Annotated in this window: 27 protein-coding genes; 16 read left to right on the top strand and 11 right to left on the bottom strand. The window is 46.6% G+C overall.

Annotated features, from left to right (window positions below):
* Positions 1–13: 13 nt before the first annotated feature.
* Entirely contained in the window at positions 14–259 is a 246-nt protein-coding gene (locus G9F75_RS16400; RefSeq protein WP_007409324.1) for a hypothetical protein, read from the bottom strand.
* A 146-nt stretch (positions 260–405) separates the two neighbouring features.
* On the opposite strand from G9F75_RS16400, the gene G9F75_RS16395 reads away from it, so the two are divergent.
* The 4 genes from G9F75_RS16395 (at position 406) to G9F75_RS16380 (ending at position 4847) form a co-directional block, all read left to right on the top strand.
* Positions 406–693: a hypothetical protein gene (locus G9F75_RS16395; RefSeq protein WP_160216742.1), complete on the top strand. Its 288-nt coding sequence runs from the start codon at positions 406–408 to the stop codon at positions 691–693.
* 56 nt (positions 694–749) lie between these two features.
* Positions 750–1967: a sensor histidine kinase gene (locus G9F75_RS16390; RefSeq protein ID WP_032860620.1), complete on the top strand. Its 1218-nt coding sequence runs from the start codon at positions 750–752 to the stop codon at positions 1965–1967.
* On the top strand, positions 1960–2595 hold the full coding sequence (gene ydfI, locus G9F75_RS16385) for a two-component system response regulator YdfI (RefSeq protein ID WP_014304442.1): 636 nt from the start codon (positions 1960–1962) through the stop codon (positions 2593–2595). Before G9F75_RS16390 ends, ydfI begins: the two co-directional genes overlap by 8 nt.
* Before the next feature lie 98 nt (positions 2596–2693).
* Positions 2694–4847 (top strand): MMPL family transporter, encoded by a 2154-nt coding sequence (locus G9F75_RS16380; protein WP_167409239.1) that lies wholly within the window; start codon positions 2694–2696, stop codon positions 4845–4847.
* 33 nt (positions 4848–4880) lie between these two features.
* Here the strand turns inward: G9F75_RS16380 and G9F75_RS16375 are convergent, their stop codons facing one another.
* From G9F75_RS16375 to G9F75_RS16360, 4 genes are all read right to left on the bottom strand, one after another.
* Entirely contained in the window at positions 4881–5603 is a 723-nt protein-coding gene (locus G9F75_RS16375) for a gamma-glutamyl-gamma-aminobutyrate hydrolase family protein (protein ID WP_014417037.1), read from the bottom strand.
* Positions 5604–5729: 126 nt separating this feature from the next.
* Positions 5730–7361 (bottom strand): ribosomal protection-like ABC-F family protein, encoded by a 1632-nt coding sequence (gene abc-f, locus G9F75_RS16370; RefSeq protein ID WP_029974151.1) that lies wholly within the window; start codon positions 7359–7361, stop codon positions 5730–5732.
* A gap of 276 nt (positions 7362–7637) precedes the next feature.
* On the bottom strand, positions 7638–8165 hold the full coding sequence (locus tag G9F75_RS16365) for a GNAT family N-acetyltransferase (RefSeq protein ID WP_021495027.1): 528 nt from the start codon (positions 8163–8165) through the stop codon (positions 7638–7640).
* A 116-nt stretch (positions 8166–8281) separates the two neighbouring features.
* Positions 8282–9139, bottom strand: a complete 858-nt coding sequence (locus G9F75_RS16360) for a YitT family protein (RefSeq protein ID WP_014417040.1) — start codon at positions 9137–9139, stop codon at positions 8282–8284.
* 282 nt (positions 9140–9421) lie between these two features.
* On the opposite strand from G9F75_RS16360, the gene G9F75_RS16355 reads away from it, so the two are divergent.
* Positions 9422–10555 (top strand): glycerol dehydrogenase, encoded by a 1134-nt coding sequence (locus G9F75_RS16355; RefSeq protein ID WP_021495026.1) that lies wholly within the window; start codon positions 9422–9424, stop codon positions 10553–10555.
* A gap of 146 nt (positions 10556–10701) precedes the next feature.
* Positions 10702–11913: a Bcr/CflA family efflux MFS transporter gene (locus G9F75_RS16350; RefSeq protein WP_014417042.1), complete on the top strand. Its 1212-nt coding sequence runs from the start codon at positions 10702–10704 to the stop codon at positions 11911–11913.
* A 28-nt stretch (positions 11914–11941) separates the two neighbouring features.
* Here G9F75_RS16350 and fabF read toward each other — a convergent pair whose 3' ends face one another.
* Positions 11942–13177, bottom strand: a complete 1236-nt coding sequence (gene fabF / locus G9F75_RS16345) for a beta-ketoacyl-ACP synthase II (RefSeq protein ID WP_021495025.1) — start codon at positions 13175–13177, stop codon at positions 11942–11944.
* A 108-nt stretch (positions 13178–13285) separates the two neighbouring features.
* On the opposite strand from fabF, the gene G9F75_RS16340 reads away from it, so the two are divergent.
* The gene (locus G9F75_RS16340) at positions 13286–14125 is read left to right on the top strand and encodes a helix-turn-helix transcriptional regulator (protein ID WP_014417044.1); all 840 of its coding nucleotides are present in this window, start codon (positions 13286–13288) and stop codon (positions 14123–14125) included.
* A gap of 42 nt (positions 14126–14167) precedes the next feature.
* On the opposite strand, the gene G9F75_RS16335 is transcribed toward G9F75_RS16340, so the two are convergent.
* Both G9F75_RS16335 and bltD read right to left on the bottom strand, forming a co-directional pair.
* Positions 14168–14911: a sulfite exporter TauE/SafE family protein gene (locus G9F75_RS16335; RefSeq protein ID WP_021495024.1), complete on the bottom strand. Its 744-nt coding sequence runs from the start codon at positions 14909–14911 to the stop codon at positions 14168–14170.
* A 157-nt stretch (positions 14912–15068) separates the two neighbouring features.
* Complete coding sequence (bltD, locus tag G9F75_RS16330) at positions 15069–15527, bottom strand: spermine/spermidine acetyltransferase (protein WP_021495023.1); 459 nt, start codon at positions 15525–15527, stop codon at positions 15069–15071.
* Between the two features lie 131 nt (positions 15528–15658).
* Here bltD and G9F75_RS16325 point away from each other — a divergent pair, with 131 nt between their 5' ends.
* The 4 genes from G9F75_RS16325 (at position 15659) to G9F75_RS16310 (ending at position 19179) form a co-directional block, all read left to right on the top strand.
* The gene (locus G9F75_RS16325; RefSeq protein WP_014417047.1) at positions 15659–16480 is read left to right on the top strand and encodes a MerR family transcriptional regulator; all 822 of its coding nucleotides are present in this window, start codon (positions 15659–15661) and stop codon (positions 16478–16480) included.
* Positions 16481–16695: 215 nt separating this feature from the next.
* Complete coding sequence (locus tag G9F75_RS16320; protein ID WP_014417048.1) at positions 16696–17568, top strand: DMT family transporter; 873 nt, start codon at positions 16696–16698, stop codon at positions 17566–17568.
* A 175-nt stretch (positions 17569–17743) separates the two neighbouring features.
* Complete coding sequence (locus G9F75_RS16315) at positions 17744–18361, top strand: NUDIX hydrolase (RefSeq protein WP_015416929.1); 618 nt, start codon at positions 17744–17746, stop codon at positions 18359–18361.
* A gap of 35 nt (positions 18362–18396) precedes the next feature.
* Positions 18397–19179 (top strand): class I SAM-dependent methyltransferase, encoded by a 783-nt coding sequence (locus G9F75_RS16310; protein WP_015416930.1) that lies wholly within the window; start codon positions 18397–18399, stop codon positions 19177–19179.
* Between the two features lie 47 nt (positions 19180–19226).
* Here G9F75_RS16310 and G9F75_RS16305 read toward each other — a convergent pair whose 3' ends face one another.
* Positions 19227–20285, bottom strand: a complete 1059-nt coding sequence (locus tag G9F75_RS16305) for a tartrate dehydrogenase (protein WP_022552676.1) — start codon at positions 20283–20285, stop codon at positions 19227–19229.
* Between the two features lie 182 nt (positions 20286–20467).
* On the opposite strand from G9F75_RS16305, the gene G9F75_RS16300 reads away from it, so the two are divergent.
* Both G9F75_RS16300 and G9F75_RS16295 read left to right on the top strand, forming a co-directional pair.
* The gene (locus G9F75_RS16300; RefSeq protein ID WP_103527113.1) at positions 20468–21154 is read left to right on the top strand and encodes a GntR family transcriptional regulator; all 687 of its coding nucleotides are present in this window, start codon (positions 20468–20470) and stop codon (positions 21152–21154) included.
* A 142-nt stretch (positions 21155–21296) separates the two neighbouring features.
* A complete protein-coding gene (locus tag G9F75_RS16295; RefSeq protein ID WP_022552678.1) occupies positions 21297–22490 on the top strand; it encodes a macrolide family glycosyltransferase in 1194 nt (397 codons plus the stop codon).
* A gap of 57 nt (positions 22491–22547) precedes the next feature.
* Here the strand turns inward: G9F75_RS16295 and G9F75_RS16290 are convergent, their stop codons facing one another.
* Positions 22548–22802, bottom strand: a complete 255-nt coding sequence (locus G9F75_RS16290; RefSeq protein ID WP_014417054.1) for a hypothetical protein — start codon at positions 22800–22802, stop codon at positions 22548–22550.
* Positions 22803–23033: 231 nt separating this feature from the next.
* Between G9F75_RS16290 and G9F75_RS16285 the strand changes: the two genes are divergently transcribed.
* A complete protein-coding gene (locus G9F75_RS16285; protein ID WP_007409303.1) occupies positions 23034–23303 on the top strand; it encodes a hypothetical protein in 270 nt (89 codons plus the stop codon).
* Between the two features lie 136 nt (positions 23304–23439).
* Complete coding sequence (locus G9F75_RS16280; protein WP_167409238.1) at positions 23440–24798, top strand: serine hydrolase; 1359 nt, start codon at positions 23440–23442, stop codon at positions 24796–24798.
* Positions 24799–24850: 52 nt separating this feature from the next.
* Here G9F75_RS16280 and G9F75_RS16275 read toward each other — a convergent pair whose 3' ends face one another.
* Complete coding sequence (locus G9F75_RS16275) at positions 24851–25024, bottom strand: hypothetical protein (RefSeq protein WP_007409301.1); 174 nt, start codon at positions 25022–25024, stop codon at positions 24851–24853.
* A gap of 196 nt (positions 25025–25220) precedes the next feature.
* Between G9F75_RS16275 and G9F75_RS16270 the strand changes: the two genes are divergently transcribed.
* Positions 25221–25787: a YdhK family protein gene (locus G9F75_RS16270; RefSeq protein WP_017419166.1), complete on the top strand. Its 567-nt coding sequence runs from the start codon at positions 25221–25223 to the stop codon at positions 25785–25787.
* The last annotated feature ends 23 nt before the right edge of the window (positions 25788–25810 follow it).

The following is a 25810-nucleotide window of genomic DNA, read 5'->3' as shown; positions in this document are numbered from 1 at the left end:
GCTTACCTTCCTTTCAATTGATGATCGAAGTCGGCCGGTTTTGAGGAACGGGAGCCTGAAACGTTGCCCGTTCATAAACCGCCTGCAGATCAGCCAGGTCTTGAGAGGCTTGCTGAACGTCTTTTTCCATTAACGTTTTCAGATCCTGATCAAACACAAGCCCTTGCATGAGCTTGGATTTCGCTACACAAAGCGTCTTGAAGTTAATGATTTCATGTAAGTCCAGCGACTCGTGAGCCGCTAATTCACGCTTTTCCATAATCGTCTGAAACCTCCCTTTCTAAAAATACGTAATTAATTTCCCCTGAGAAAAGAGCTCTAGTCTTACAAATTTTGTTTGTAAGAAAAAGCGGAGAAAAAGCCTGACGGTGCATCAAAAAAAAGAGGAAGCACAATCGCTTCCTCTTGTCAAAATATGCCGAAAATGATAAGTCGGCAAATACGATTCTTTTGAAAGCGGCAAAAGCACCTGCGCTGATAACAAACAGAACGCTGACCGGGGCAACGAACCTGGTTCCCTTCGGCGAGATCATCCGGCTGGCGCTTAACAGGCCGATCAATGAGCCGAACGCAAGCCCGAATATAATCAATCCCGCAAAAAACAGCTTGCGAACAATCCCGCAGGCTGTTTTTTCTTTCACCCGTCATGCAGGGACAGAAGGGGAAGGTGAGAAGAAGGCACATATGGTATGATGACAAATAGAATAAAACCTCGTGAGGCCGGTCGGCTAAAAGGAAGTGGACAGAGATTGTTTGGTACAAAACATCAAGAAGACTACGTCTCCCGTGACAGACGCTCATTGCATATGCTTGCGCTTCGGGTGCCCGGTCTGGCGTTTATTTTAATGGTATATGCCGCATCAGTCTCTTTGCAGTACATTTATGAAAGCTGGACGGTTTTTTTGCAGCTGTTATTCACGATATTGATCGTCATTTTTACCGTGCTGCACTGGCATTCCCATCGCTGGGTGAAGAAAAAGACGTTTCTTTATTTCATCATACAGGGATTTATCATATATACATCGGCTAACTTGATGACCGGCGGCTATATCGCGCTGGTGATCGGTCTCTATGCCTTTTTAATCGGGCAGATTATCGGAATGGCGGATAAGGGAAAAACGCTGCTCATACTCTATCTTTTCATTTTAATGTCCATAACAGCCTTGCACCAGGAGCATCCGCATCATCTGCTGCGTTTCATCGTTATCGCCGCTCCCATCATGATCGTGATTATCACGTATGCGGCCACATTTTTCGCGCAAGTTGATGAAAAAATAAAAACACAGATGACGCTTGAAAAATTAGAGCTCGCTCACCGGCAAGTGAAACAGCTGACGCTTCAGAATGAAAGACAGCGGATGGCGAGAGACTTGCACGATACGCTTGCCCAAGGATTGGTCAGCTTGCATATGCAGCTTGAAGCGGTGCAAGTTCATCTTTCGAAAGATAACACTGACAGAGCGAAAGACATCATCAGCCAGGCAATGGACAGAGTGAAGGGCACATTGGCTGATGCGCGCTCGGCCATTGACAACCTTCGCAGCAAATCAGAAGAGATCGGGTTCTTAAAAGAAAGCATCACTGAACAAATCAACCATTTTACAGAAGCCTCCGGGCTGTCTTGTTTTTTAGATTACAGCGTGCATCATGTGCTTGACGTTCATACGGCGGAGAATTGCCATTACATGATCGGAGAAGGCCTGACAAACGCCGCCAAGCATGCAGAAGCAAAGAATGTCTGGGTGTCCGTTCGGGAAGAAGAGAGACAGATCCGCATAACCGTCAAAGATGACGGGAAAGGCTTTGATGCCGGAACAGAAATGAGAAAAAGCGGACATTACGGGCTGCTTGGGATACAAGAACGCGTCAATATGATGAACGGTACTTTCCGTATAACAAGCGCCAGATCAGCGGGGACTCAAATTGAGATCATCATACCAATTCAGGGAGAGGCGGAACATGTATAAAGTGTTAATAGCAGATGACCATCTTGTCGTCAGAGAAGGTCTGAAGCTTTTGATAGAAACAAATGACCATTACACCATAACGGGAGAAGCGGAAAACGGGAAAACCGCCGTCCGCCTCGCAGAGGAACTAAAGCCCGATGTCATTCTCATGGATCTGTACATGCCGGAAATGAGCGGGCTGGAAGCCATTAAACAGATAAAAGAGCATTCTGATGTGCCGATCATTATTTTGACGACCTATAATGAAGATCATCTGATGATAGAAGGCATCGAATCAGGCGCGAACGGTTATCTGCTGAAGGACACAAGCTCAGAAACCTTATTTCATACGATGGATGCGGCAGTCAGGGGAGAAGTGCTTCTGCAGCCGGACATCTTGCGGCGTTTCCGGGAAATGAAAATGGAACGGGCAAATGCCAATGAAACACAGCTGACGGACAAGGAAATCATAGTTCTGCAAGCCGTTGCGAAAGGACATAAAAGCAAAGCGATCGCCTTCGATTTAGGAATCTCAGAACGGACGGTAAAAGCGAGATTAACATCGATTTATAACAAATTAGGCGCTGATTCGCGGACGGAAGCCGTCACCATTGCCATGCAAAAAGGCATTCTGAAACTGAATATATAATGAAAAACTGCCCAAACGTACATGCCCCTATGTACGTTTTTTTTATGTGAATGTGAACTACAATTAGGCAGAAAGTAATGATTGGAGAGGAGTATTCGATGTCTGGTTTTTTATATAAATTAGGGGGATGGTCTGCCCGCAATCGATTAAAAATGATCAGTGCGTGGCTCGTGATACTGATCGCTTCGATTGTGATCGCCATCTCGTTAAAACCTGCTTTTTCTGAGGATATGTCAATTCCCGACACACCTTCTGAAAAGGCGATGGATATGATTCAAAAAGAATTTTCAAAGGGTCCCGATAAAGGAAGCATACGGGTTATTTTCGGAGCTGAAGACGGGAAGAAATTGACGTCAAAACCGGAAAAACAAGCGATTGAAGAGACATTAAAGAAGATCAAAACAGATCATTCAGTCGCTTCGATTGCAAGTCCTTTTGAGACAGGAACCATTTCTAAAGACGGATCAGTAGCATATGCCGATATTACGTACAAAAAAGCGGCGGATGACATTACGGATGCGTCTGTTTCACATATTAAACACAGTCTGTCCGCCGCAGGAGACAAAGGTCTGCAGACGGAGCTCAGCGGCGATGTGCCGGGGGCCGGTGTTGAAATCGGCGGTGTATCTGAAATTGTCGGCGTTGTGCTGGCATTCGTCGTACTGGCTATTACGTTTGGTTCATTAGTCATCGCGGGGCTTCCGATTGTCACCGCCCTGATTGGGTTAGGTGTAAGCATCGCGCTGACGTTAATTGGGACACAGTTCTTTACGATAGCTTCGGTCAGTCTCTCATTATCCGGAATGATCGGACTGGCCGTCGGAATTGATTATGCGCTGTTTATCTTTACGAAGCATCGTCAGTTTTTGGGCGAAGGTGTACAAAAAAATGAATCGATCGCGAAAGCCGCGGGAACGGCAGGCAGCGCCGTCGTTTTTGCGGGACTGACCGTGATCGTCGCGCTTTGCGGATTGACTGTTGTCGGCATTCCGTTCATGTCTGCCATGGGATTGACTGCGGCACTCAGTGTGCTGATGGCTGTATTGGCATCAGTAACGCTGGTGCCTGCGGTGTTGTCAATCGCAGGAAAACGAATGATTCCGAAATCATACAAGAAGAAAGAAAAGAAAAGCGCCGACACGAATGCCTGGGGGCGCTTCGTTACAAAGAAGCCTATTCTGTTAAGCATTTTCAGCATCATTCTTTTAGCCGTCATCAGTCTGCCGGCCATGCATTTAGAGCTGGGGCTGCCTGATGCGGGAATGAAAGCGAAAGACAGCCCGGATCGCCGCGCCTATGATCTTTTTTCTAAAGGATTCGGCGAAGGCTTTAACGGCAAGCTGACAATTGTTGCCGATGCAAAAGGGGTCAAGGGGAACAAAAGTGAAGCATTTCAAGACGCCGTGAACGAAATGAAGGACTTGCACAATGTGGCGAGCGTCACACCGGCCATGCCGAACGAAAAAGGGGACTATGCCATTATTACGGCAGTGCCTGAAACCGGGCCGAATGATAAGGCAACGAAAGAGTTAGTGCAGGATATACGGAAACGATCAGACAAAAACGGCATCCGCCTGCTCGTCACCGGTTCAACCGCGGTAAACATTGATATTTCAGATCGGTTAAACGATGCCATTCCGGAATTCGCCATTCTCATTGTCGGGTTTGCGTTTGTATTGCTGACCGTTGTTTTCCGCTCGCTTCTCGTGCCCCTTGCCGCCGTCGTCGGCTTTTTGCTGACGATGACCGCTACACTCGGCTTATCGGTATTCGTTCTGCAGGATGGGAATTTCACCGGCTTGCTCAGCATTCCGGAAAAAGGCCCGATTCTCGCCTTCCTGCCTATTTTAGCGATCGGTATTCTTTTCGGACTGGCGATGGATTATCAAGTATTCCTTGTCAGCAGAATGAGAGAAGAATATGTCAAAACAAAAAATCCGGTACAAGCCATCCATGCCGGATTGAAACATAGCGGACCTGTCGTAACAGCGGCGGGACTGATCATGATTTTCGTCTTTGCGGGATTCATCTTTGCGGGAGAAGCTACGATCAAATCCATGGGCTTGGCAATGACCTTCGGTGTTCTTTTTGATGCGTTCATTGTAAGAATGACCATTATTCCGAGTGTCATGAAGCTGATGGGACATGCGGCCTGGTACTTGCCGAAGTGGCTGGATAAGATCATTCCGAATGTGGATATCGAAGGCCATAAGCTGACACAAGGCAAAACACCGGAGAAACCGGAAGAATAAAATGAAAAAGCAGATCGTTATGATCTGCTTTTTTTATGTGCTGATCGCATTCATGAAAAGAGAAAAAAGCTTTTTCATGTCTTCATGTTTTTTTGTCAGCATTTCGGGATGCCATTGCACGCCGACGACAAATAATTCACCCGTCCGTTCAATCGCTTCAATGGCCCCGTCTTTCGCATAAGCCGCGGCTTTAAACGAAGGCGCCGTCTCTTTTATGATCTGGTGATGGAATGAATTCACCCGCGCTGAATCGCCAAACAAAGAATGGAGACGTGTCCCTTTTTCAAAGGAAACATGATGGGTTTTTAACGGCGGGTCTTTTTCTTGGTCATGCTTAATGTCAGCAAACGAAGCGTGTGTTAGATCCTGATATAAAGTTCCCCCGTAAGTGACGTTTAACATATGCATCCCCCGGCAGATGGCCAGAATCGGCTTTTCTAAAGCAACCGCCGTGAGAATCAGCTCCTTCTCGTAGGCGTCCCGATCAGGAAAGGTCTTTCTTAAAGCCTGTAAAGGTTCTTCGCCGTAAAACAGCGGGTCTATGTCCTGGCCGCCGGACAGAATGATCCCGTCAACATGAGAGACCTGTTCCTTTACAAGCGCCGTCTCTTGAATCACCGGCAGTATAAACGGCACACCGCCGGCCTCAGAAACAGACTGAATATAATCATTATTGACATATGCCCGATTATAACCCGGGAAAGGACCGGATTGATCAGCCATAATGTTTCCCGTAATTCCGATGCGTTTGGCCATTCTTTGCCCCCCTGAACCATGCTCATAATAAATCTGAACGTAGGTTGTACAAATCAGTTTGAAATTATTCTTCATGATACGTGAACTTTCCAAAACAAAACCCGTGACAATCACGGGTTTTTACATTCATTTCAATTTCTTGATTTCTTCCGTCAGCTCTTTGAATTTTTGATCAAGCTCACGATATTGTTTATCAGCCGGAGTCATGAAGCTGAGTTTTCCGAGAACTTCCTGCCGTTCGGTTTCAAGCTTTAATCGCAGTTCTTCAGCATCGTCCCTGACAGAGGGGGATTCTTTCCATTGTTTTCGGACGCTGCCATTTGAGATATCAAGCCGGATGTCCGTCGTCTTTTCGAGAAAGTAACGATCATGAGATACGATGATAAGCGTTCCGTCGTATCGGGCCAAAGTGTCTTCAAGCTGCTCGCGTGACGGCAGATCAAGGTGGTTTGTCGGCTCATCCAGAATCAGCACATCTTTCTCCTCCAGAATAAACGCCATCAGTTTGCATTTGACCCGCTCTCCCATGCTCATCTTGCCGATGGGTTCCGTCCATTGCGCTGCGGTAAATCCTAAATGCTTCATGAGGGATTGAACATTTCCCCTTGCTTCGAACGTTTCTTTGTAAAAAAGCTGTTCGGGGGTTTTATCAAGCGGAAGGTCGAATACTTCCTGGGTTAAATATCCGACGTTTGCAGACGGAGAAATCCATATGCTGCCGTCCTGCGCTTTTTCCTGACCGAGGATGACCTTCAATAATGTTGTTTTCCCGATGCCGTTCGGGCCTGTAATCGCGATCTTTTCACCGTGCATCACAGTGAAATTCACATTTTTGAAAAGCGTTCGGCCGTCATATGACTTTGTGACATCACTTACTTCTAAAAAACGCTTTCCCGCTTTTTTGCGGTGCTCAATGGAAAAACGGACTTCATACTCCGCTTCAACCGGTTCTGCTTTCGCTTTTTCAAGCTCTTTTTCAAGACGCTTCTGCTTTGATTTAATCTGGGCGTCCGTGCGTTTTGCTTTTACGCGATGGTATTCTTTAAATCCTTCTATTTTCGTTGATTGGGCATGGGCTTTTTTCGACCAGGCGCTCAGCTCGTTCATTTGAGCTTCAATCCGTCTGATCATATTTTGCTGATTCTCATATTCCCGCTGCTGTGTCAGCCTTCTCTGTTTGCGGACCTCCATATAGCTTGAATAATTCCCTTTATGTTCAATGAGTTTCTTTCCTTCGATGGCCCAGATTTTTGTCGCCGCTGCATCTATAAAAGCACGATCATGCGAAACGAAAATAATGGTGCCTTTGTAATTCTTGATCTGATTTAGCAGTATTTCTAAACTGTGCTGATCGAGGTGGTTCGTCGGCTCATCTAATAACAAAAGGCTGCTTGAGGAGGAGAAACCTTTGGCAAGACGGGCTTTCAGTTTTTCTCCGCCGCTCAATTGCGAAAAGGCGCGTGCGGGCACGTTCCACTTTTCTAACAAGGCTGCCTCCGCAGGCTCCGGATGGCCGGAATCATAAGCTTCCGTTTCTTGTTCCACCATATATATGTTCACATCTTGCATCATCTGAATCTGTCCTTGTGACGGCGCTTTTTGATTGCAGATCAATTGCAGCAATAACGATTTGCCGGCGCCGTTTTTACCGATAACGCCGATGATGTCACCTTGCTGAACGCTCGCGCTGATCTGTTCAAAAAGGGGAACGCTGTTGATTTCATAACTGATGCCGCTTATTTTTAACATTTCTTTCATATGTCAATCCCTCGCTTTAAAGGGAGGACAAAAAAATCCTCCCAATTGATTTGGAAGGATTAGCCGTACCTGTGCATGATCAAATAAGCTATTTTCACATAGCTTTCGTATCGTATAGAAAATGGGCAGACTAATCCTATTTTTTCTGATTTGAAATATTTGATTTCAAACGGTCAAAATAAGATTAGTTAATCATTGTCCACCCATCATCCCTTCGTATTTGTTACAAACAGTGTAGCACACACTTATCTGTAAAAGCAAAGGGTATAAGCCTTTTTATTCCAGATTGGAGACTTCCCACTCTTCTTCTAAAACGGCATAATAATATTCATCCCACCATTCATTATCATGGGGGATGCATTTTTTAAAAAATCCTTCCCGTCTCATCCCGATCTTTTCCATCACCCGGTGCGAAGCCGTGTTTTCCGGCTGACATGTCGCAATGATCCGGTGTAATTTCATCTTGTTAAAACCGAATGCCAGCACGGCGCGCGCCGCCTCTGAAGCATATCCTTTGCCCTGGTATTCCGGGTGAAACACCCAGCCGATTTCATACGTATGATCGCCAAAATACTGAAAAAAAGCAATGTGGCCAATGACCGTTTTCTCATCCTTCAATAAAACGGGAAACTTCCCGGCATGTTCACCGCTGTTTTCAGTAACGAATTTCCTGGCATCTTCTTCGGTAAAGACACCCTCTGGTATATATTTCATGACATTCGGATTTGACGTGTACGCATAGACATCCTGCGAATCTTCCGGCTCAAATGTCCGAATGACGAGCCTGTCAGTTTTGATATTCATTTTTTATGTTCCTCCATCAAAAAAGGTTTCATTTACTACTTCGATTGAAAGATGTAAAAACCTTTGAGCGGAGAAGAGCCGAATAAAAAAAGCCTGCAGCTATACACTGCAGGCGGTTATTTTTCATTTGCGGCGGCGGGCAGGTTTGTAAATCCGAATTGCCCTCCGACAGCTTCTTTTACTTCATGAATAACGATAAATGATTTCGGGTCAATTTTTTGAACATGTTTTTTGATTTTCAGCAATTCGTTCTTTTTAATGACGACATAGATAATGCGCTTGTCTTTGCTGCCGTAATACCCGTATCCGTAAAAAATCGTCGCCGCGTTGCCGTACTCAGAGGTGATGGCTTTGGCGATTTCTTCGTATTGGTCAGACATAATGGTGAGGGCTTTTTTATTATGGAAACCCTCAATGACAATATCGACGATTTTGGCGCACAGATATACGAATATAAACGTATACAGCATGTGATTGATGCCGATCGCTAAAACGGATGCGAAAATGATGACACAATCCATATAAAACATGCTTTTCGAGATGTTAAAGCCCTTTGTGTAATTCAATAAATACGCCAAAAGCGTGGTCCCGCCGGTAGATCCGTCAGCGATAAAGATCAATGCCAGCCCCGCTCCCATCAGCAGAGCGCCGAATACAATCCCGAGCACCATGTCGTGCACGCCGAACGGAATAAAGCTGACGACGCTGAGAAAAACAGAAGTCATCCCCGTACCGAGTATCGTGTATAAAATCGTTTTTTTTGTTAAAAATTTATAAGCCAGCCCGATAAAAATCAAATTTACAACCAGAGTCGTAATACTTGCAGGTATATGGAAAAGATAATATAACACGAGAGCGATTCCCACGGTGCTGCCGTCCCCTAAATGATTCGGGATGACGAAAAATTCCACGGACGCCGCAATAAGAAAGGCTCCGGCCATAATCATCAGTATATCCTTGCAAATGTTCTTCATGTGCAAACCTCCTCTGCAGTCAAAAATATATAAAAAACAAAAACGCCTCAAAAATTATCCAGCAGAACTAAATAATTTTTAAGACGAATCATTCACAATCTCGTTTGTTCATTCAGTAAAGAATGATCAGCTTCAATATCGAAGATTATATAGACACCTTCACATCTTGTCAATGCCGTGAAAATTGATTTTTCTGCAGTGTATATGAGGTTTAAATCAAGTTAAAACGAGGAATTATATCAGAAGAGTTTTCATTTCTGCTCTATCAATAAGAGAAATGTAATGAAAGACAACGAAGAAGGGATGATGACATTGGAACGAATTTTTATCAGTCCGGCCAAATACGTGCAGGGAAAAAACGCCATTGAAACGATCGGCGGACATCTGGAGGGCGTTGGTGAAAAAGCCGTCGTCATTGCGGACAAAACCGTATGGGATATCGCGGGCCACAAGGTGACGGCTGAATTAAAGAAAAGCAATATTTCTTCTGAAGAGGCGGTTTTCAACGGCGAAGCCTCCCAGGAAGAAATGAAAAGAATTGCCGGCATCGCAGAAAAAGCAGGCGCGACTATTGTCATCGGAGTCGGCGGCGGTAAAACGCTTGATACCGCCAAAGCCGTATCAGATGAAATAAACGGCTACACCGTTATCGTGCCGACGGCCGCTTCAACGGATGCTCCGACAAGCGGGCTGTCTGTCGTATATTCTGAACAAGGCGCGTTCGAAAACTATCGTTTCTATCATAAGAATCCTGACTTGGTTCTGGTCGATACGAAAATCGTCGCGGAAGCTCCGCCGCGCTTTTTAGCATCAGGGATTGCCGATGCGATGGCGACGTGGATAGAGGCGCGCAGTGTCATCGCCAATGGCGGTAAAACGATGGCAGGCGGAATTCCTACCATCGCCGGAGAAGCTATCGCGGAAAAATGTGAAGCGGTGTTATTCAAATACGGCCGTCTCGCTTATGAGTCTGTGAAAGCGAAAGCCGTTACGCCCGCATTGGAAGCGGTGGTTGAAGCCAATACACTTCTGAGCGGACTGGGATTTGAAAGCGGCGGCTTAGCTGCGGCACATGCCATTCATAACGGATTTACCGCGCTTGAAGGTGAAATCCATCACTTGACCCACGGTGAAAAAGTGGCATTCGGCACGCTCGTTCAATTGGCGCTGGAAAAACGTTCGCTTGAGGAAATTGAGCGGTATACCGCGTTTTATATCAGCTTGGGGCTGCCTGTCACACTTGAAGACATCAAATTGAAAGACGCATCTAAAGAGGACATTATGAAAGTGGCAGAAGCCGCGACGATTGAAGAAGAAACGATTCATGCCGCTTTTGACGTGACGGCTGACGACGTGGCGGATGCCATTATAGCGGCTGATCAATACGCAAAAGCATTTAAAGAAAAACACGCGTAAAACCTTTTACCGCGTGACCCGGAACCAAGGGCTGTTACAGCCCTTGGTTTTTTTTATGCCCTTTGAAAACTTTTAAAAATAAAGAAAAAATTATGATACAATATACAAATGTTTTGAGAGATTGACAAAGGAAAGGTGGGAACGATATGCTGCATAATCCGACCGGTAAGGAGCGGCTTGCGCTTGCTTTTCTTCTCGGAATGCTTGCGATACTGGGGCCGCTCAATATAGATATGTATCTGCCGAGTTTCCCTGAAATCGCCGAAGATTTAAGCGCCCGCGCTTCGCTTGTCCAGCTCAGTTTAACCGCTTGTCTGATCGGACTGACAATCGGACAGGTTGTTGTCGGCCCGTTAAGTGACGCGAAGGGAAGAAGAAAACCGTTATTACTATGTATTTTTTTATTTGCGTTGTTTTCTCTGTTTTGCGCGCTTGCACCGAACATTGCAACACTAGTGATTGCCCGTTTTCTTCAAGGGTTCACCGCTTCGGCAGGACTCGTTTTATCCCGTGCAATCGTCAGAGATGTGTTTACGGGAAGAGAGCTTTCTAAATTTTTCTCGCTGCTGATGGTCATTACCGCCGTCGCGCCGATGGTGGCGCCGATGACGGGAGGCGCGATTTTACTGCTTCCGTTTGCATCATGGCATACGATTTTTCTCTTTTTAACGTTTATCGGTTTTTTGCTTGTAATCATCATTGCGCTCAAGCTGACAGAAACCCTGCCGCCGGAAAAGCGGATTCCGAGCTCCATCGGAAATTCCGTGCGGACAATGGGAAGCCTGCTGAAGGATCGGTCATTTATCGGCTATGCGCTGACGGTCGGTTTTATTCACGGCGGGAGCTTTGCGTATGTCTCCGGAACGCCTTTCGTGTATCAGGATATTTACGGAGTAACGCCTCAGGTATTCAGTGTTTTATTCGGCATAAACGGTCTGGCGATCATTACCGGAAGCTTTATCATCGGGCGTTTCGGCGGGATCATTCACGAAAAAAGCCTGCTGAGAATCGGCGTGATTACAGCGATGACGGCGACTGCCGTTCTGCTCGTCATGACAATCATTCACGGGCCGCTGGCGGCACTGGTGATTTCCATTTTTATTTATATGATTACGATCGGCATGACGCTGACAAGCACCTTTACATTGGCGATGGAAAAGCAGGGACACCGCGCGGGAAGCGCAAGCGCACTGCTCGGCATGCTTCCGCTTCTTCTCGGTTCCATCGTGTCGCCGCTTGTGGGGATGAATGAAGCGACGGCCGTGCCGATGGGGGCAATAATGTTCACGACATCCGTTATCGGTTCCATCGCTTTTTTCGCCTTAACAACAAAACCGGAGAAAGCAAAAAAGGAGTGAAATGATTCACTCCTTTTTTTGATGCCCGCTATTCATATTTCTTCAGCACGATCGCCGAATTATGCCCCCCAAAGCCGAATGAGTTGGAAAGGCCGATCGTTAACGATTGCTGGCGGGGTCCGTCTGCTACATAGTCCAAATCACATGCCGAATCAGGGTGCTGCAGATTGATCGTCGGCGGAATGATGCCGTGTCTCAGGCTTTCTGTCAGAGCGATGGCTTCAACGCCGCCTGCCGCGCCAAGCATGTGGCCGAGCATTGATTTGTTGGCCGTAACCGGAATGTCATAGGCAAGCTCCCCGAATAATGTCTTGATGGCCAATGTTTCAGAAAGATCTCCGGCTTTTGTGCTTGTCGCATGGGCGCTTACGACATCAATGTCTTCCGCTGAAACGTTCGCCTTTTTCAAAGCGTTTTTCATCGCCAGGTATGCGCCCGTTCCTTCCGGATGGGAGGCTACCATATGATAGGCGTCAGAGCTTGCGCCGTAGCCGAGCACCTCACAGAGGATCGGGGCGTTTCTGCCGATTGCGCTATCCAATGATTCCAATACTAAGATGCCCGCGCCTTCACTCATGACAAACCCATCGCGATCCGCGTCAAACGGCCGGCTTGCCGCGGCGGGGTCTTCGTTTCTCGCTGACAGCGCGTGGGCATTGCCGAAGCTGGCTAATGACAAATTCGTAATCGCCGCTTCCGCTCCCCCGGCAAACATGATATCTGCGTCATCATTCCGAATGGCGTTGAAAGCTTCCCCGATCGACGTATTGCCGATGGAACACGCGGTGACGGGAGAAAGTGAGGGGCCGAGCGCGCCTAATCTGATGCTGATTTGAGCGGCGGCCGCGTTTGAGATCATCATGGGGACAAGGCTCGGGCTCACTTTTCGCGCTCCCCGTTCATTTAAAGTATGAACGTTATCAATCAAAGTCGTGATGCCGCCGATTCCCGAGCCGACGTACACGCCGAGGCGTTCACGGTCAATCTGATCGAGCTGAATCCCGGAGCTTTCAAGCGCCTGTTCCGCTGCCGCTAAAGCAAACTGGCTGAAACGGTCAAGCCGTCTCGCTTCTTTTCTGCCCCATCTTTCTTCTGCGTCAAAATCACGGACGGTGCCGGCTATTTTTGTCTTTGAACCGGAGACATCAAACGAATCGATGAAAGAGATTCCCGATTTTCCTTCCGTCAGGTGTTTCCAAAATGTATGCACATCATTGCCGAGAGGTGAAATCACTCCCATTCCGGTGATCACAACTCTTTTCATGGTCATTCCTCCTTCGGTATGTATTTATTGTAACTCGCAATTATCCTATTACAAGTTGTTGATTATCCTAGTATAATGAATACCAGGGTAAGAGAGGAGAGATTCGGTATGATACCAGAAGGAAGATTGCAGGCGCTTTCAGAGTTTTTAAAAACGCAGCGGGCCAAAATTTCTCCGCAGATGGCCGGGCTGCCGATGGGCACACGGAGAAGAACGCCCGGACTACGAAGAGAAGAGGTCGCGCAATTAGCCGGCGTAAGCACCACGTGGTATACGTGGCTGGAGCAGGGCAGAGATATTAAAGTGTCCGCAGCCGTATTGGACGCCGTTTCCGATGCGCTGCAGCTCAACAAAGATGAGAGAAATTATTTATACGCGCTTGCCATTGAGGAGGGCGTGAAGCAGCCGTTTACCGCGGAGGAAGAAGCGGTTATCAGCCCGTCGCTTTCAAAAATCCTGCAGGAGCTCCGTTATTGTCCCACCATTATCTCGGACAGGCGGTGTCATATCGTAGGATGGAACCAGGCCGCGGCTCACGTGTTTTTAGATTTTGAACAAATTCCTCCTGAAAAACGGAATCTCATAGAGCTATTGTTTTCCAGAAAAGAATTAAGAAGTTTAGCCGTGAACTGGGAGCACTTTGTGAAAGGATTCATCGCCATTTTCAGAACGTATTACGGCCAGTATGTAGCTGATACGTGGTATTCTCAGTTTATAGAAGAAATGGAGAAAACGTATTCGGAATTTCATACGCTGTGGAATGAGAGCGAAGTCAGCTCGGCACCCGAAGTATTAATTGAGTTCCGCCACGCGAAGGCGGGAAAAATGGTCTTTAACCTGACTTCATTTCAGGTTCAGGGCAACAGTGATCTGCGCTGCAGTGTGTATACGCCGGTAGATCATACCGAAACGGAAGCAAAGCTGAAAAAGCTCTTCGAAAACAGGTGAAGAACAGAAAAAAACGGGAGGCGGCCGCCTCCCGTTTTCAGTTTAAAATAAAAGCATGAGACCGGCGATGGCCGGTGTTAAAAAGATGGCTGATTTCAGAATGACTTTCGGCACGAGGTTGGTGAATTTCGCTCCGACATATGCGCCGCACATCGTTCCGATCAGCACTTTGACCAACAGCATATAATCGACAAATCCTTCCGTCACATAACCGAGTCCTCCGCCGACCGCAAGCGGGATAATGACAAGCATGGTGGTGCCGACCGACTGGCGGATGGATAAGCGCAAAAGAATCATTAAGCCGATTTGGATGAAAGGGGCAGAGCCGATCCCGAATGTTCCGGACAAGATTCCTGCGATGACACCGAGTACAACGGCTTTCACCCATATATTCAGATTGCTTTGCCGTCCGGAATCTTCATGTGTTTCTTTTACAATAAATAACCGGACTAAAATAAGCAGAGCAGATAAAAACAGCATGCCCGCCGTCAAGTAATGCAGCAAATCTGCGGGGATAAGGGAAGTAAGCCTTGCCCCGAAAAACGAACCGAATGCCGCAAAAACGCCGACGATGAGGCCGATCTTCATCTGAATATTGCCTTCACGGTAGTGGCTGAAAGCCCCCGACAAACTTGTGAAAGCCATTCCGGCGAGGGAGGTGCCCAAAGCCGTATGAATCGGTACGTGAAACAGTATAGTTAAAAGTGCAATGACAAAACCGGCTCCCCCGGCGCCGATAAACCCGAGAATAATCCCGAGAAGAAACATAACGAGTATAATAAGCACAATCTTCTCCTCCATTTAGATGCCTGATCACCATGTTCCGCTCCGCTGTATCAGGTTCTAATAATCGACCGTAGTCCGTCGACCGTCGTCTAATATCTTTATGTTACCTCAAATTTAAGGTATTGGCAAGAAGCCGAATCGCTTTTATACAGAGGGTTTACAGCTCTTTCACCATCACTTTTTCCCCGTTTGAGTCCAGCTCTCCATTGAATAAGAAGCCGAATTTTTGATAAAGCCGCAATGCGTGGACGTTATCTTCAAACAGGCTTAAATAAATCCGTCTGCAATCATATATTTGAGCGAGATGACGGATTAGGGCATCAAGCAACAGCTTGCCCAATCCCCGTCCCTGATAACGTTCATCAATAAAAAAACGGTCAAGCCACACTCTGCCGTTTTCATTTTCCTCATCATATTCCGGAAACCATCCGTACATGGCAAAGCCGACCAATTCCCCGTTAACATAAAGACCGGCCGGCTGATAATGCCGGCAATCCTCAGCATCTTGTAAGCACTCTTCCGCGGTTTCAATAAATGAAGTCTGGCTTTCACTTACATGAAGCGCCAGTATATCGGCACGGTTTTCTTCCGTGACTGTTCTGATTTCAATCGTCATACTTGTTACTCCTCTTCCGCTTTTTTTGAGACGGTAAAGCTTTCATTGCGTAAGCCATTTGTGAATCAGCTTTCTCTCGGATACAATGATCATCATAAAGGATATGGTTACCGTATAGTCAAGGAGGCATTATGAGCGAAGACGTCAGAAAATACTTCACAACGGGTGAATTTGCAAAACTGTGCCACGTAAAAAAACAAACCCTGTTCCATTATGACGAGATCGGCCTGCTTTCTCCGGAAATCAAAAAAGCGAATGGATACAGATACTATTCCTATCATCAATTCGAACTGTTCCAGGTCATCGGTCTGTTTAAGGAGGTCGGCGTGCCCTTAAAGCAGATCAAACCGCTCTTAACAGACAAAACTCCTGAAGGTATCATCACGCTTTTAAAAGAGAAATCTTCAGAAATCGAAAGCAAAATCAAAAAGCTGGAGCACCTGCAAAGGATGATTCAGACAAAGGTGAAGCTGACCGAACAAGCCTTGGAGACAGACTTTTCCTCCGTCTCATTGCAGCGATTAGATGAAGAGACACTTATGATAGGACGACCCGTACTCCATTTGCCAGAACGGCAATACACTGCCGCCATTTCCGAATTGATCCGCTATATGCGGGTACATGAACTCGATCAGGGGCATCCGGTCGGCGGACTGTTTGCGCGGGAGCAGATTCTGAAAAAAGAATTCTACAACTACACCCATTTTTATATGAAGACAGAAGAAGGCATAGAGAATAGAGACCTCCATATCAAGCCGAAAGGGCTTTATGCCGTCGGGTACCAAATAGGGGATGAAGCGGAAGCGGCTTACCGCAGCATCATGCAGTTTATTGAAGAGTATGGGCTGGAAATGGGCGATTATGCATATGAAGAATATATGTTTGATGAGGTTGTGGCGGACGGGTTTGACAATCAGATCACAAGAATCCAGCTGCAAGTCCGCAATCGATAAAGCCGGTGCCGCCGTTCGTTTACGTCTTCTAACAAACCTTGTATAATGAGAAAAATCAGATTGCAATTGAGGTGAAACACGATATGTTTCTAGCGCCCTTATTTGAACATGATGTACCGGCAGCACTTCTCCGCCCTTAATGGAGGAAAGTGACTGCGCTTCTCTCCGTTAGGGCATATGACGTGACCTAATATGATAACGGAGGGTGCATCAAATTGAAAAATACATTGTTCGGTTCGATTTATTTGACATTGGCCGCCAGTATCTGGGGAGGTATGTATGTCGTTGTAAAAGTTGTGGTAGCGGTCATTCCGCCGCTTGAACTGGTATGGCTGAGATATGCGGTGGCGCTTCTTTCGCTTTTGATTCTCAGTTTGTTTACACGCCAATCCTGGAAAGTTCATAAACGTGATTTATTACTGATCGCTGCGATCGGATTGATCGGCAACACGATTTCGATCGTCACGCAGGAAATCGGCACGAAATTATCAACCGCGCAGATGGGTGCGATTATTACGGCATCCACTCCCGCATTTATGGTTGTATTTGCCCGGCTGATGTTGAAAGAGCGGTTAACGCTGAAAAAAGGAATATCGACAGGGCTGGCGACGATCGGAGTATTGCTCATTGTGGGGAACGGAGATCTCGATATGTCGAGCCAGCTCGGCGGTCTCTCGCTTCTGGCTGCGGCGCTGACATGGGCTTTGATGTCCGTGCTGATGAAACGGGTTCCCGGCCATTACTCACCGCTTGTCGTCACAACGTATTCCATTTGCGTCGCATTTGTCATCCTGACCCCGTTTACAGCGGGCCCGCTTCAGGAGATTCCTTTGTCTCAGCTTGCCCGGCCTGAGATATGGGGCGGACTTTTATATTTGGGTGTGATCTCAACCGCCTGCGCGTTCATGCTTTGGAATCGCGGATTGCAATTGCTGAATGCGGCAAGCGGCGGTCTGTTTTTCTTCTTTCAGCCGCTTTCCGGGACATTGCTCGGCTGGCTGCTGCTGGGAGAGACGATCGGAGGAACCTTCTGGATCGGGGCGGCCCTTATTGTTTCAGGCGTCGTTCTCGTCATGAAAGAAAAATAGAAAATGAAAAAAAGCCATTCAGCAAATGAATGGCTTTTTTCTGTTTTCCCGGCAGGATTCGCCCCTCCATAAACAGAAAACAAGGAGCAGAAACGGATCATGGGCACCGGTACTCTCAAGGTGCAATACTCGGACCCTCAGGGTTTCGTCAATTAACATAACGGGCGGTGAAAAAATGGAGCCAAAATGGCTTGAATGGGCAAAACAGCTTCAATCCGCGGCGCAAGCGGGGCTGGCTTATTCCAAAGACATATATGATATTGAGAGATTTGAAGAAATAAGAAAAATAAGCGTGGATATCATGGCGCATCATACCGGCATCGATAAAAGGGTCATCAAAGACGTATTCGCCGGTGACACGGGCTATCCCACTCCGAAAGTTGATATCAGAGCGGCAGTTTTTAAAGATCAGAGCATATTAATGGTAAGAGAGAAAAGCGACGGCAGATGGGCGCTGCCGGGCGGATGGGCTGATATCGGGATTTCTCCGGGCGAGACCGCTGTCAAAGAAGTAAAAGAGGAGTCAGGAATCGACGTAAAGCCCGTTAAACTGTTAGCTGTAATGGATAAGAAATGCCATTCCCATCCGCCGTCCGCCGCCCACGTTTACAAAGTGTTTATCAAATGCGAGATCATCGGCGGCCGGATCAGGGAGGGAACAGAAACAAGCGCCGCCGGCTTTTTTGCGGAAACGGAACTGCCGCCGCTATCTGAAGCCCGCAATACAAAAAGTCAGATTGATAGGATGTTTGCATATCTCAAACATCCGGACGAACCCGTTTATTTTGATTAAGGCAGCAATCAGAAAGAAAAGGGGGCCCGAGTATAATGGAGGATTCAATTAAACAGCAGGCGCAGCGGCAATTTGCCAAAAACGCCGCGAAATATGTGACTAGTCCAGGACACGCCGCAGGAGAGGATTTGGCGTATCTCGTTTCAGCTTCCGGTGCCGAAAAGCATATGGACGTGCTGGATATCGCGACGGGAGGCGGACATACGGCTAACGCTCTCGCTCCTCTCGTACGCTCTGTTATCGCCTATGACCTCACGGAAGAAATGTTAGCAGCCGCTGAAGCATTTATAACCGGAAACGGATGGACGAACGTTTCATTCGAAAAAGGCGATGCTGAAAAGATGCCGTTTTCCGATGCTGCTTTCGATATCGTCACATGCAGAATCGCGGCGCATCATTTTCCCGATGTCAGAGCCTTTGTTCATGAAGCGTTTCGGGTTGTCAAACCGGGCGGCAGACTGCTTCTCATTGACAATACCGCACCTGAAAAGGATGAATATGACCATTTTTATAATGACATTGAGAAGAGACGGGATCAGAGCCACTTTCGGGCGTGGAAAAAAACAGAATGGCTCCGTTTTCTGGAGACAGCCGGCTTCCGGATTGAATCCGCTGTCTGCTTTTTGAAACCATTTCAATTTACCGTCTGGTGTGAACGGGCAGGCCTGACTGAAGAGAAAGCCGCATTACTGGAAAAACAGATGCTGGATGCTCCTCATGATATACAGCGGTTTTTTTCTGTAGAAAAGGATCAATCAGGCCGTATTGCGGGCTTCACAGGTGAATCGGCCTGTTTCTGCGCGATCCGTCCCGTCTGAGACGAAAAAAACCGCTGTGCAGTTTTTCTGCCCGCGGTTTTTTCGTATTATCTGTTCTTGATTTGAGAAATAATAGCGGAAGTGACATCTTCCGTTGAATGTTTTCCGCCGACATCAGGAGTCAGAATGCCGCTGTTTGTGACCGTTTCAATAGATTGTAAGAGGAGATGGCCCAGTTCCTCTTCTCCGAATGAATCGAGCATTAATTTCGCCGTCCATATTTGGCCTATAGGATTGGCAATTCCTTTTCCGACAATATCCGGGGCGGAGCCGTGAACAGGCTCAAACATGGAAGGATATTTGCCGTTTACATTGATGTTGGCTGCGGGAGCGATTCCGATGCTTCCCATAATCGCCGCGCCGATATCTGTCAGCACATCTCCGAACAGATTCGAAGCGACAATGACATCAAAGCGTTCCGGCTGCGTGACAAAGAAGGCCGCCAGTGCATCGATGTGCTGGGAATCCGTCTCAATCCCGGCGTACTCCCGGCTGACCTCTTTAAAGATGTCATCCCAGAACGGCATCGAGTGAACAATACCGTTTGATTTCGTCGCGCTTGTGACGTGTTTCCGCCGACTTGCCGCCAGTTCGAAAGCATACCGCATTACTCTTTCCGTACCCCGTCGGGAAAAGACCGCGTTTTGTATGGCGATTTCGTCCTCACCCTGATAGATTCTGCCGCCGACAGAGCTGTACTCGCCCTCACTGTTTTCGCGGACGACTATCAGATCAAAATCCTTCGGGTTAACGAGGGGGGAAGTGATTCCCGGCAGGAGCTTTGCCGGCCGCACATTAATCACCTGTTCAAATTCCCGGCGTATCTTAATGAGCAGCCCCCACAGCGAAACATGATCGGGGACGAGTTTTTGATTCCCCACCGCTCCCAAAAACAAAGCATCAAAGTGCTGTAACGTTTCTAATCCATCATCCGGCATCATAGTCCCGTGCTCCAAATAATACTCGCAGCTCCACGGAAAAGAAGTGAAATCAAAGGCAATGCCTCCATGTAATTCGGCGATCGCGTTCAACACCCGCTCCGCTTGCGGAACTGTTTCTTTCCCCACACCGTCCCCCGGTATGCTGGCAATCTTGTAAGTTTTCATGTTTCCGTCACCTCTGAATGAATTGTTTTCGGTTTACGGCAGACCGTCGACCGTCGTTCATCATAATTCCATATTACGCCACATCCGATATGCTGACAAGCTCGGGAATGTTGCTTCCATAGATAAACTGTTATATGATCTTGGTAACAATAAGGCCTAAATTGTATGAAGAGGTAGGAAAGATGGATAATTTTAAATTAGATAAGCCAATCCCGTATTATCTGCAATTTTATTCCCAATTGAAAAAAATGATATTTGACGGGATTTTTAAACCGGGTGAACGGCTGAATGAGACTCAGCTGGCCAAGGATTTCGGAGTCAGCCGGTCGCCGGTCAGAGAAGCCATGCGGCTCCTTGAAAAGGACGGGCTTTTGACGGCAGACGATCGAAACGGCTTTGTCATTTATTCTTTGTCCGTTAAGGATGTTGAAGAGATTTATAAAATCAGAATGTCACTTGAATCACTGGCAGTCGAACTGGTTATTGATGAAGCGGCTGAGAGTGAAATTGACCTCATTGAAAAACAGCTGCGCAAGACGGAAGAAGCCATCAATAAAGGCGTCAAAGAGACTGAGATTATTTCCTTAAACGAGTCGTTTCATCAGCTCCTTGTGGATTTCAGCCGCAACAGCCGGCTGGCCATGCTGCTTGAGCATGTCAATGTGCTGATTCATTTTTGCAGAGTTCTTAATTTTAAAGGCGATGACCGTGCGGAGGTTATCCTGCATGAGCACCGGAAAGTCTTTGAAGAAATAAAAAAGGGCGACAAAACAAAAGCCGTGCAATATATGACGGAGCATCTCAAGCATGATGAAGAACATCTGAAAGGCGTGCTCAAAGCGGGAGAAACAGACGAATCATCACGATAGACAAGGTGAAAAGCCTTGTCTTTTTTTTGGCCGATGTCATCGAACCGTCATAAAGACCTGACGGATGTTCCTTGCATGATTTTTTCCGCGTCATTTATGATGGATATGGAAGAGACGCAAAAAAGGCAAAGGAGTTTGAAAAATGGCGAAACATATTCTGATGATCAATTTTCCCGCAGAAGGACACGTAAACCCGACTTTGGGTATGACAAAGGCCTTCAGCGAACGGGGCGATCACGTTCATTATATCTCAACGGAAAAATACAAAAGCAGACTGGAAGGAGTAGGGGCGAAAGTTCATCTTCACAGCGATCTGCTCAGAATGACACCTATTGATCCCGGCAGTCCGTCCGGTATACTTGCATTTTTAAAGGTTCATATCAAAACGTCACTGGAGATTTTACATATTGTGCAGCGGCTGGCAGAGGACATTCAATTCGACGCCGTCTATTATGATAAATTCGGTGCGGGAGAGCTGGTGCGGGATTATCTCAACATCCCCGGCATCTCTTCTTCAGCATCCTTCCTGTTCAATGAAGACCGTCTGAAAATACTGCCGCTCCATCCGGAATCGGGCGTGCCGTTTCAGCCGGACAGGGAATGTGAAGAGCTGTTGGCCGAGATGAAAGACAAATACGGTGTCGCCCCTGACAGCATGGTTCAATTTATGAACAACACAGGTGAATTGAACGTCGTCTATACAAGCAGATATTTTCAGCCCAAAAGCGAGACGTTCGGAGATGAGTATTTATTTATCGGTCCGAGTTTTCCGAAGAGAAAAGGGCGCGTCGACTTCCCGATTGACTCATTAAAGAATGAAAAAGTCATTTATATCTCAATGGGAACGGTGCTCGGGGACACAGAAGCGTTTTTCAATCTGTGCATAGACGCGTTCTCAGATTTTGAAGGAAAAGTAGTCATTGCCGCCGGGGAAAAAGCCGATCTGTCGAAAATCAAACAGGCGCCGGAAAACTTTATCATCGCTCCGTACGTGCCGCAGCTTGAAGTGCTGGAGCAGGCCGACGTGTTTGTCACGCATGGCGGAATGAACAGTGTAAATGAAGGCATTCATTATCAAGTGCCGCTGGTGGTCATCCCGCACGATAAAGACCAGCCGATGGTTGCGCGCCGCCTGACTGAATTGGATGCAGGCTATACCGTGCAAAAAGATGAAGTAAGCGCTGAAAAGGTAAGGCTTGCCGCGGAAGAAGTGCTGCATAACGGAAAATACAAACAAGGCATTCAAGCCATTAATGAAAGCTTTAAAGAATGTACGGACATGAAGGATGTTCTGGCCCGGATCGACCGGTTTATTGAACAAAAACATGCTCAATAATACATGGAAAAAGCCTGTTTCCTCTGCAAAAGGGAAACAGGCTTTTTATAATGGCTTTTAGATGATGTGATGTTCTTCATTTGCAAGTTTCACAAGAGTCAGAAGAGATTCTGCCTCACGTGCGTCGAGTGTTTTTGCCAGACGGTCTTTTTCAAAGATCTGCTGGCCGAAGACATTCACTGACGCCTGGTCAACCGCCGTGTGCCAGTCCTTTTGTGAATGATTCTCAGAAAAAGAGAAAACGAACACGGCAAAGACCGCTATAAGCATCGCCATGACCCAAAATTTTTGCCGATTTCCTGCTGCTGACATAGGCCGCCTCCTAAACATTTTACTGGTATTAGATCATATATGAGCTGTTTTTAACAGAGTAAAGAAGTCATTATTTCATGTAGTCCAAATGAAACGGAGCACAGCCGAAAGCCCGCCGGTCAGGCCGATGAGCCAATTCATATTTTGTTCATATTTTATTAAAAGTTTGTCCAAGCCTGTCCTTTACAGTAGATATAACCACAAAATGCTGCTGAAAGGAGCCTTTAAAAAATGCATATTCATATGATCAACAAAAACCAGTTTGAGAGTGACTTGGAGGCGGCCGGCTTCAGCCGTCAGGCAGATGATATTATCGGCAAAATGAAAGAGTACGTAACGGAATACGCGGCTTCATCCGAACGGTTCCTGATTGAAATTCAAACCGTCATGAACGAATACAAAGCCGTCGTCTGTGCGATGTTTTCGACCATGGAAATTGCCGGTGCAAATAAAGACGAGAAGCATGTTGAATTTGAAGCCTGCACAGTATTGTGTGAATAAAAGACATTCATCAAACCTCCGCGGCTGCCTGAACGGCAGTATACTAACTGGTGTTTCGAGAAGGAAAAATATTGAAACTTCTAAAGCGGCCGTTCGTATAAAAGAGTAAATCAGCTTGTATATGGAGGTTCGTGAAATGAACGATAAGAAAAAACAAGCGTTTGAACAGCTTTTCAGCACTTTAGACGAAAGGCATGAAATAAACGGCGCTGTATTGGCAGCGGAAAACGGCCGCATCTTATACCAGGGGGCATTCGGCGCTGCAGAACTGAATACAAAGAGGATGCTGAATGACCAATCGGTCTTTGAATTGGCCTCAGTATCGAAGCCGTTTACAGCTTTGGGCGTTATCATTTTAGAGCAGCAAGGGAAGCTGCGTTATGACGATATGATAGAGCAGTGGCTTCCTGATTTTCCTTATCCGGGCATTACCATTCGGCATTTACTCCATCATACGTCAGGATTGCCGGACTATATGGAGTTGTTCTTAACACATTGGGACCGGGACAGAATTGCCGTTAATCAAGATGTGATCGATATGCTTAAGCAGCATAAGCCGGATGCTTATTTCCCGCCGGGCAAGGAGTGGCTGTACAGTAATACGGGGTATGTGGTGTTAGCGGTTATTATAGAAATTGTATCAGGCATGAGTTTTGCTGAATTTATGAAACAAGCCGTATTTCATCCGCTTCGTATGCACGATACGCGGATTTATAACAGAAGGCTGAGTAAAGAAAACATCCCGAACTATGCATATGGCTATGTGTATGATGTTCATTCCGGAGAATATGTGCTGCGGGATGAACTTGAGGAAACTGATTATGTCGTCTTTCTTGACGGAATTCAAGGTGACGGAACCGTTAACTCCGCTATTAGAGATTTATATCTGTTTGATCAGGCTCTTTATACGGAAGAAATCATCAGCAAAGAGTCTAAAAATCAAGCGTTTACACCGGGCTATTGGAATGAAGAAGAGCAATTCGGATACGGATTTGGCTGGATGATTCAAAACAGCCGGCAAAAAGGGAAGGTTATCAGTCACGACGGAGGCTGGCCGGGCTATTCAACTCTGATGATCCGGTATATTGACCAGAATAAAACACTGATTTATCTCAGCAATATGGAACAATCGTATCAATTTGAACAAGCTGTAATTGCCGCGGCTGTAAACATCTTATTTGATCAGCCATACGTGATTCCGAAACGTCCGGCAGATCAGAAAAAAGCAGATATCGATCCTGCGATTTACAGCAGATTTACCGGCAATTACTCATTTCAGGATGACACACATGCATCGGTGGCGGTAAAAGAAAACCGATTGTATCTTACAATAGACGGGCAGACACCATTCGAATTATTCCCAATGACGGAAACCCGTTATTTTGTCAGGGCGCTGCCGCTTGAAATTGAATTTGCAGGTGATAAAGCACAAACAGCCCCGCATTTTGTTTTATATCAGGACGGCACAGAAGAAACGGCTGTGCGGATAGACTGAGTGACATGCAAAACAAAACCGCCGTCCTGAGAAGACGGCGGTAATAGAAAAGTCAAACCCCTTTGATGACGCGAAATTTTCTTTTCGGCTCTGACATAAATATAGAAGAAAAAATCATAGCTCCGAGCATTGTGATGTATTCCATATAAAGCGAAACCTCTGCCAAAACCAACCCCGCAATCATTAAAACAGCGCCCAATACCACCGCAAAAACCTTCGTTTTCATGATGAGTTCCCCCTATTATCTGATAATTGAATTATACTGCATCTCCATTAATGTGTACATTTTGTGAACAATTTCACCTGATGAAAGGCAATAAAGAGAGATTTGAAGAATTAGGAGAAATGACAGGCCATCTTTTTGTTTTACCGAGGAAACGAAAGGGAAAGTGAAAAATCAAAAAGGCAAAGGAGTTCTTGAAATGAAAGCGAGACTATTTTTATTCAGCATGTTTCTCCTGATCCCCGTTCTGGCGCTTGCCGGATGCAACAGCCAATCTTCAGGAGGAAGCGAAAAAGCGAAAGACAAAGAAACGCACTCTCACGAAGACATGAATCACTCAGGTTCATCCGAGGTGCCGAAAGGTTTAAAGAAGGCCGAAAATCCGACTTATAAGGTCGGCAGTGACGTCATGATTTTAGCTTCTCATATGAAAGGCATGAAAAATGCGCAAGGAACCGTAAAAGGTGCTTATGATACAACGGTTTACAGTGTATCTTACACTCCGGAAACGGGAGGAAAGCGCGTCGAAGATCATAAATGGGTCATTCAGGAAGAGCTGAAGGGCGCCGGTGATAAAACGTTAAAACCGGGTGACAAGGCCGTGATCGAGGCATCCCATATGAAAGGCATGAAGGGCGCCGAAGCCGTTATTGATTCAGCCGAAAAGACAACCGTTTATATGGTCGACTATACACCGACTGACGGCGGCCAAAAAGTAACCAATCATAAATGGGTGACAGAAGACGAGCTTGCTGCCGCAAAATAAAAAGACCGCAAAAGCCGAAGGAA

Source organism: Bacillus sp. EKM208B, assembly GCF_011800725.1.
Taxonomy (GTDB): Bacteria; Bacillota; Bacilli; order Bacillales; family Bacillaceae; genus Bacillus; species Bacillus velezensis.
This window is presented reverse-complemented; position numbering and strand designations above follow the sequence as displayed.

Excerpts from the sequence above, each read along its gene's own strand:
- G9F75_RS16285 (WP_007409303.1), top strand. The coding sequence starts at position 23,034 with ATGCATATTCATATGATCAACAAAAACCAGTTTGAGAGTGACTTGGAG.
- G9F75_RS16290 (WP_014417054.1), bottom strand. The coding sequence starts at position 22,802 with ATGTCAGCAGCAGGAAATCGGCAAAAATTTTGGGTCATGGCGATGCTT.
- G9F75_RS16350 (WP_014417042.1), top strand. The coding sequence starts at position 10,702 with ATGCTGCATAATCCGACCGGTAAGGAGCGGCTTGCGCTTGCTTTTCTT.
- G9F75_RS16375 (WP_014417037.1), bottom strand. The coding sequence starts at position 5,603 with ATGGCCAAACGCATCGGAATTACGGGAAACATTATGGCTGATCAATCC.
- G9F75_RS16295 (WP_022552678.1), top strand. The coding sequence starts at position 21,297 with ATGGCGAAACATATTCTGATGATCAATTTTCCCGCAGAAGGACACGTA.
- G9F75_RS16380 (WP_167409239.1), top strand. The coding sequence starts at position 2,694 with ATGTCTGGTTTTTTATATAAATTAGGGGGATGGTCTGCCCGCAATCGA.
- G9F75_RS16280 (WP_167409238.1), top strand. The coding sequence starts at position 23,440 with ATGAACGATAAGAAAAAACAAGCGTTTGAACAGCTTTTCAGCACTTTA.
- G9F75_RS16275 (WP_007409301.1), bottom strand. The coding sequence starts at position 25,024 with ATGAAAACGAAGGTTTTTGCGGTGGTATTGGGCGCTGTTTTAATGATT.
- G9F75_RS16325 (WP_014417047.1), top strand. The coding sequence starts at position 15,659 with ATGAGCGAAGACGTCAGAAAATACTTCACAACGGGTGAATTTGCAAAA.
- G9F75_RS16315 (WP_015416929.1), top strand. The coding sequence starts at position 17,744 with ATGGAGCCAAAATGGCTTGAATGGGCAAAACAGCTTCAATCCGCGGCG.
- abc-f (WP_029974151.1), bottom strand. The coding sequence starts at position 7,361 with ATGAAAGAAATGTTAAAAATAAGCGGCATCAGTTATGAAATCAACAGC.
- G9F75_RS16355 (WP_021495026.1), top strand. The coding sequence starts at position 9,422 with ATGAAAGACAACGAAGAAGGGATGATGACATTGGAACGAATTTTTATC.
- G9F75_RS16360 (WP_014417040.1), bottom strand. The coding sequence starts at position 9,139 with ATGAAGAACATTTGCAAGGATATACTGATGATTATGGCCGGAGCCTTT.
- G9F75_RS16305 (WP_022552676.1), bottom strand. The coding sequence starts at position 20,285 with ATGAAAACTTACAAGATTGCCAGCATACCGGGGGACGGTGTGGGGAAA.
- G9F75_RS16270 (WP_017419166.1), top strand. The coding sequence starts at position 25,221 with ATGAAAGCGAGACTATTTTTATTCAGCATGTTTCTCCTGATCCCCGTT.
- fabF (WP_021495025.1), bottom strand. The coding sequence starts at position 13,177 with ATGAAAAGAGTTGTGATCACCGGAATGGGAGTGATTTCACCTCTCGGC.
- bltD (WP_021495023.1), bottom strand. The coding sequence starts at position 15,527 with ATGACGATTGAAATCAGAACAGTCACGGAAGAAAACCGTGCCGATATA.
- G9F75_RS16310 (WP_015416930.1), top strand. The coding sequence starts at position 18,397 with ATGGAGGATTCAATTAAACAGCAGGCGCAGCGGCAATTTGCCAAAAAC.
- G9F75_RS16340 (WP_014417044.1), top strand. The coding sequence starts at position 13,286 with ATGATACCAGAAGGAAGATTGCAGGCGCTTTCAGAGTTTTTAAAAACG.
- G9F75_RS16365 (WP_021495027.1), bottom strand. The coding sequence starts at position 8,165 with ATGAATATCAAAACTGACAGGCTCGTCATTCGGACATTTGAGCCGGAA.
- G9F75_RS16300 (WP_103527113.1), top strand. The coding sequence starts at position 20,468 with ATGGATAATTTTAAATTAGATAAGCCAATCCCGTATTATCTGCAATTT.
- ydfI (WP_014304442.1), top strand. The coding sequence starts at position 1,960 with ATGTATAAAGTGTTAATAGCAGATGACCATCTTGTCGTCAGAGAAGGT.
- G9F75_RS16400 (WP_007409324.1), bottom strand. The coding sequence starts at position 259 with ATGGAAAAGCGTGAATTAGCGGCTCACGAGTCGCTGGACTTACATGAA.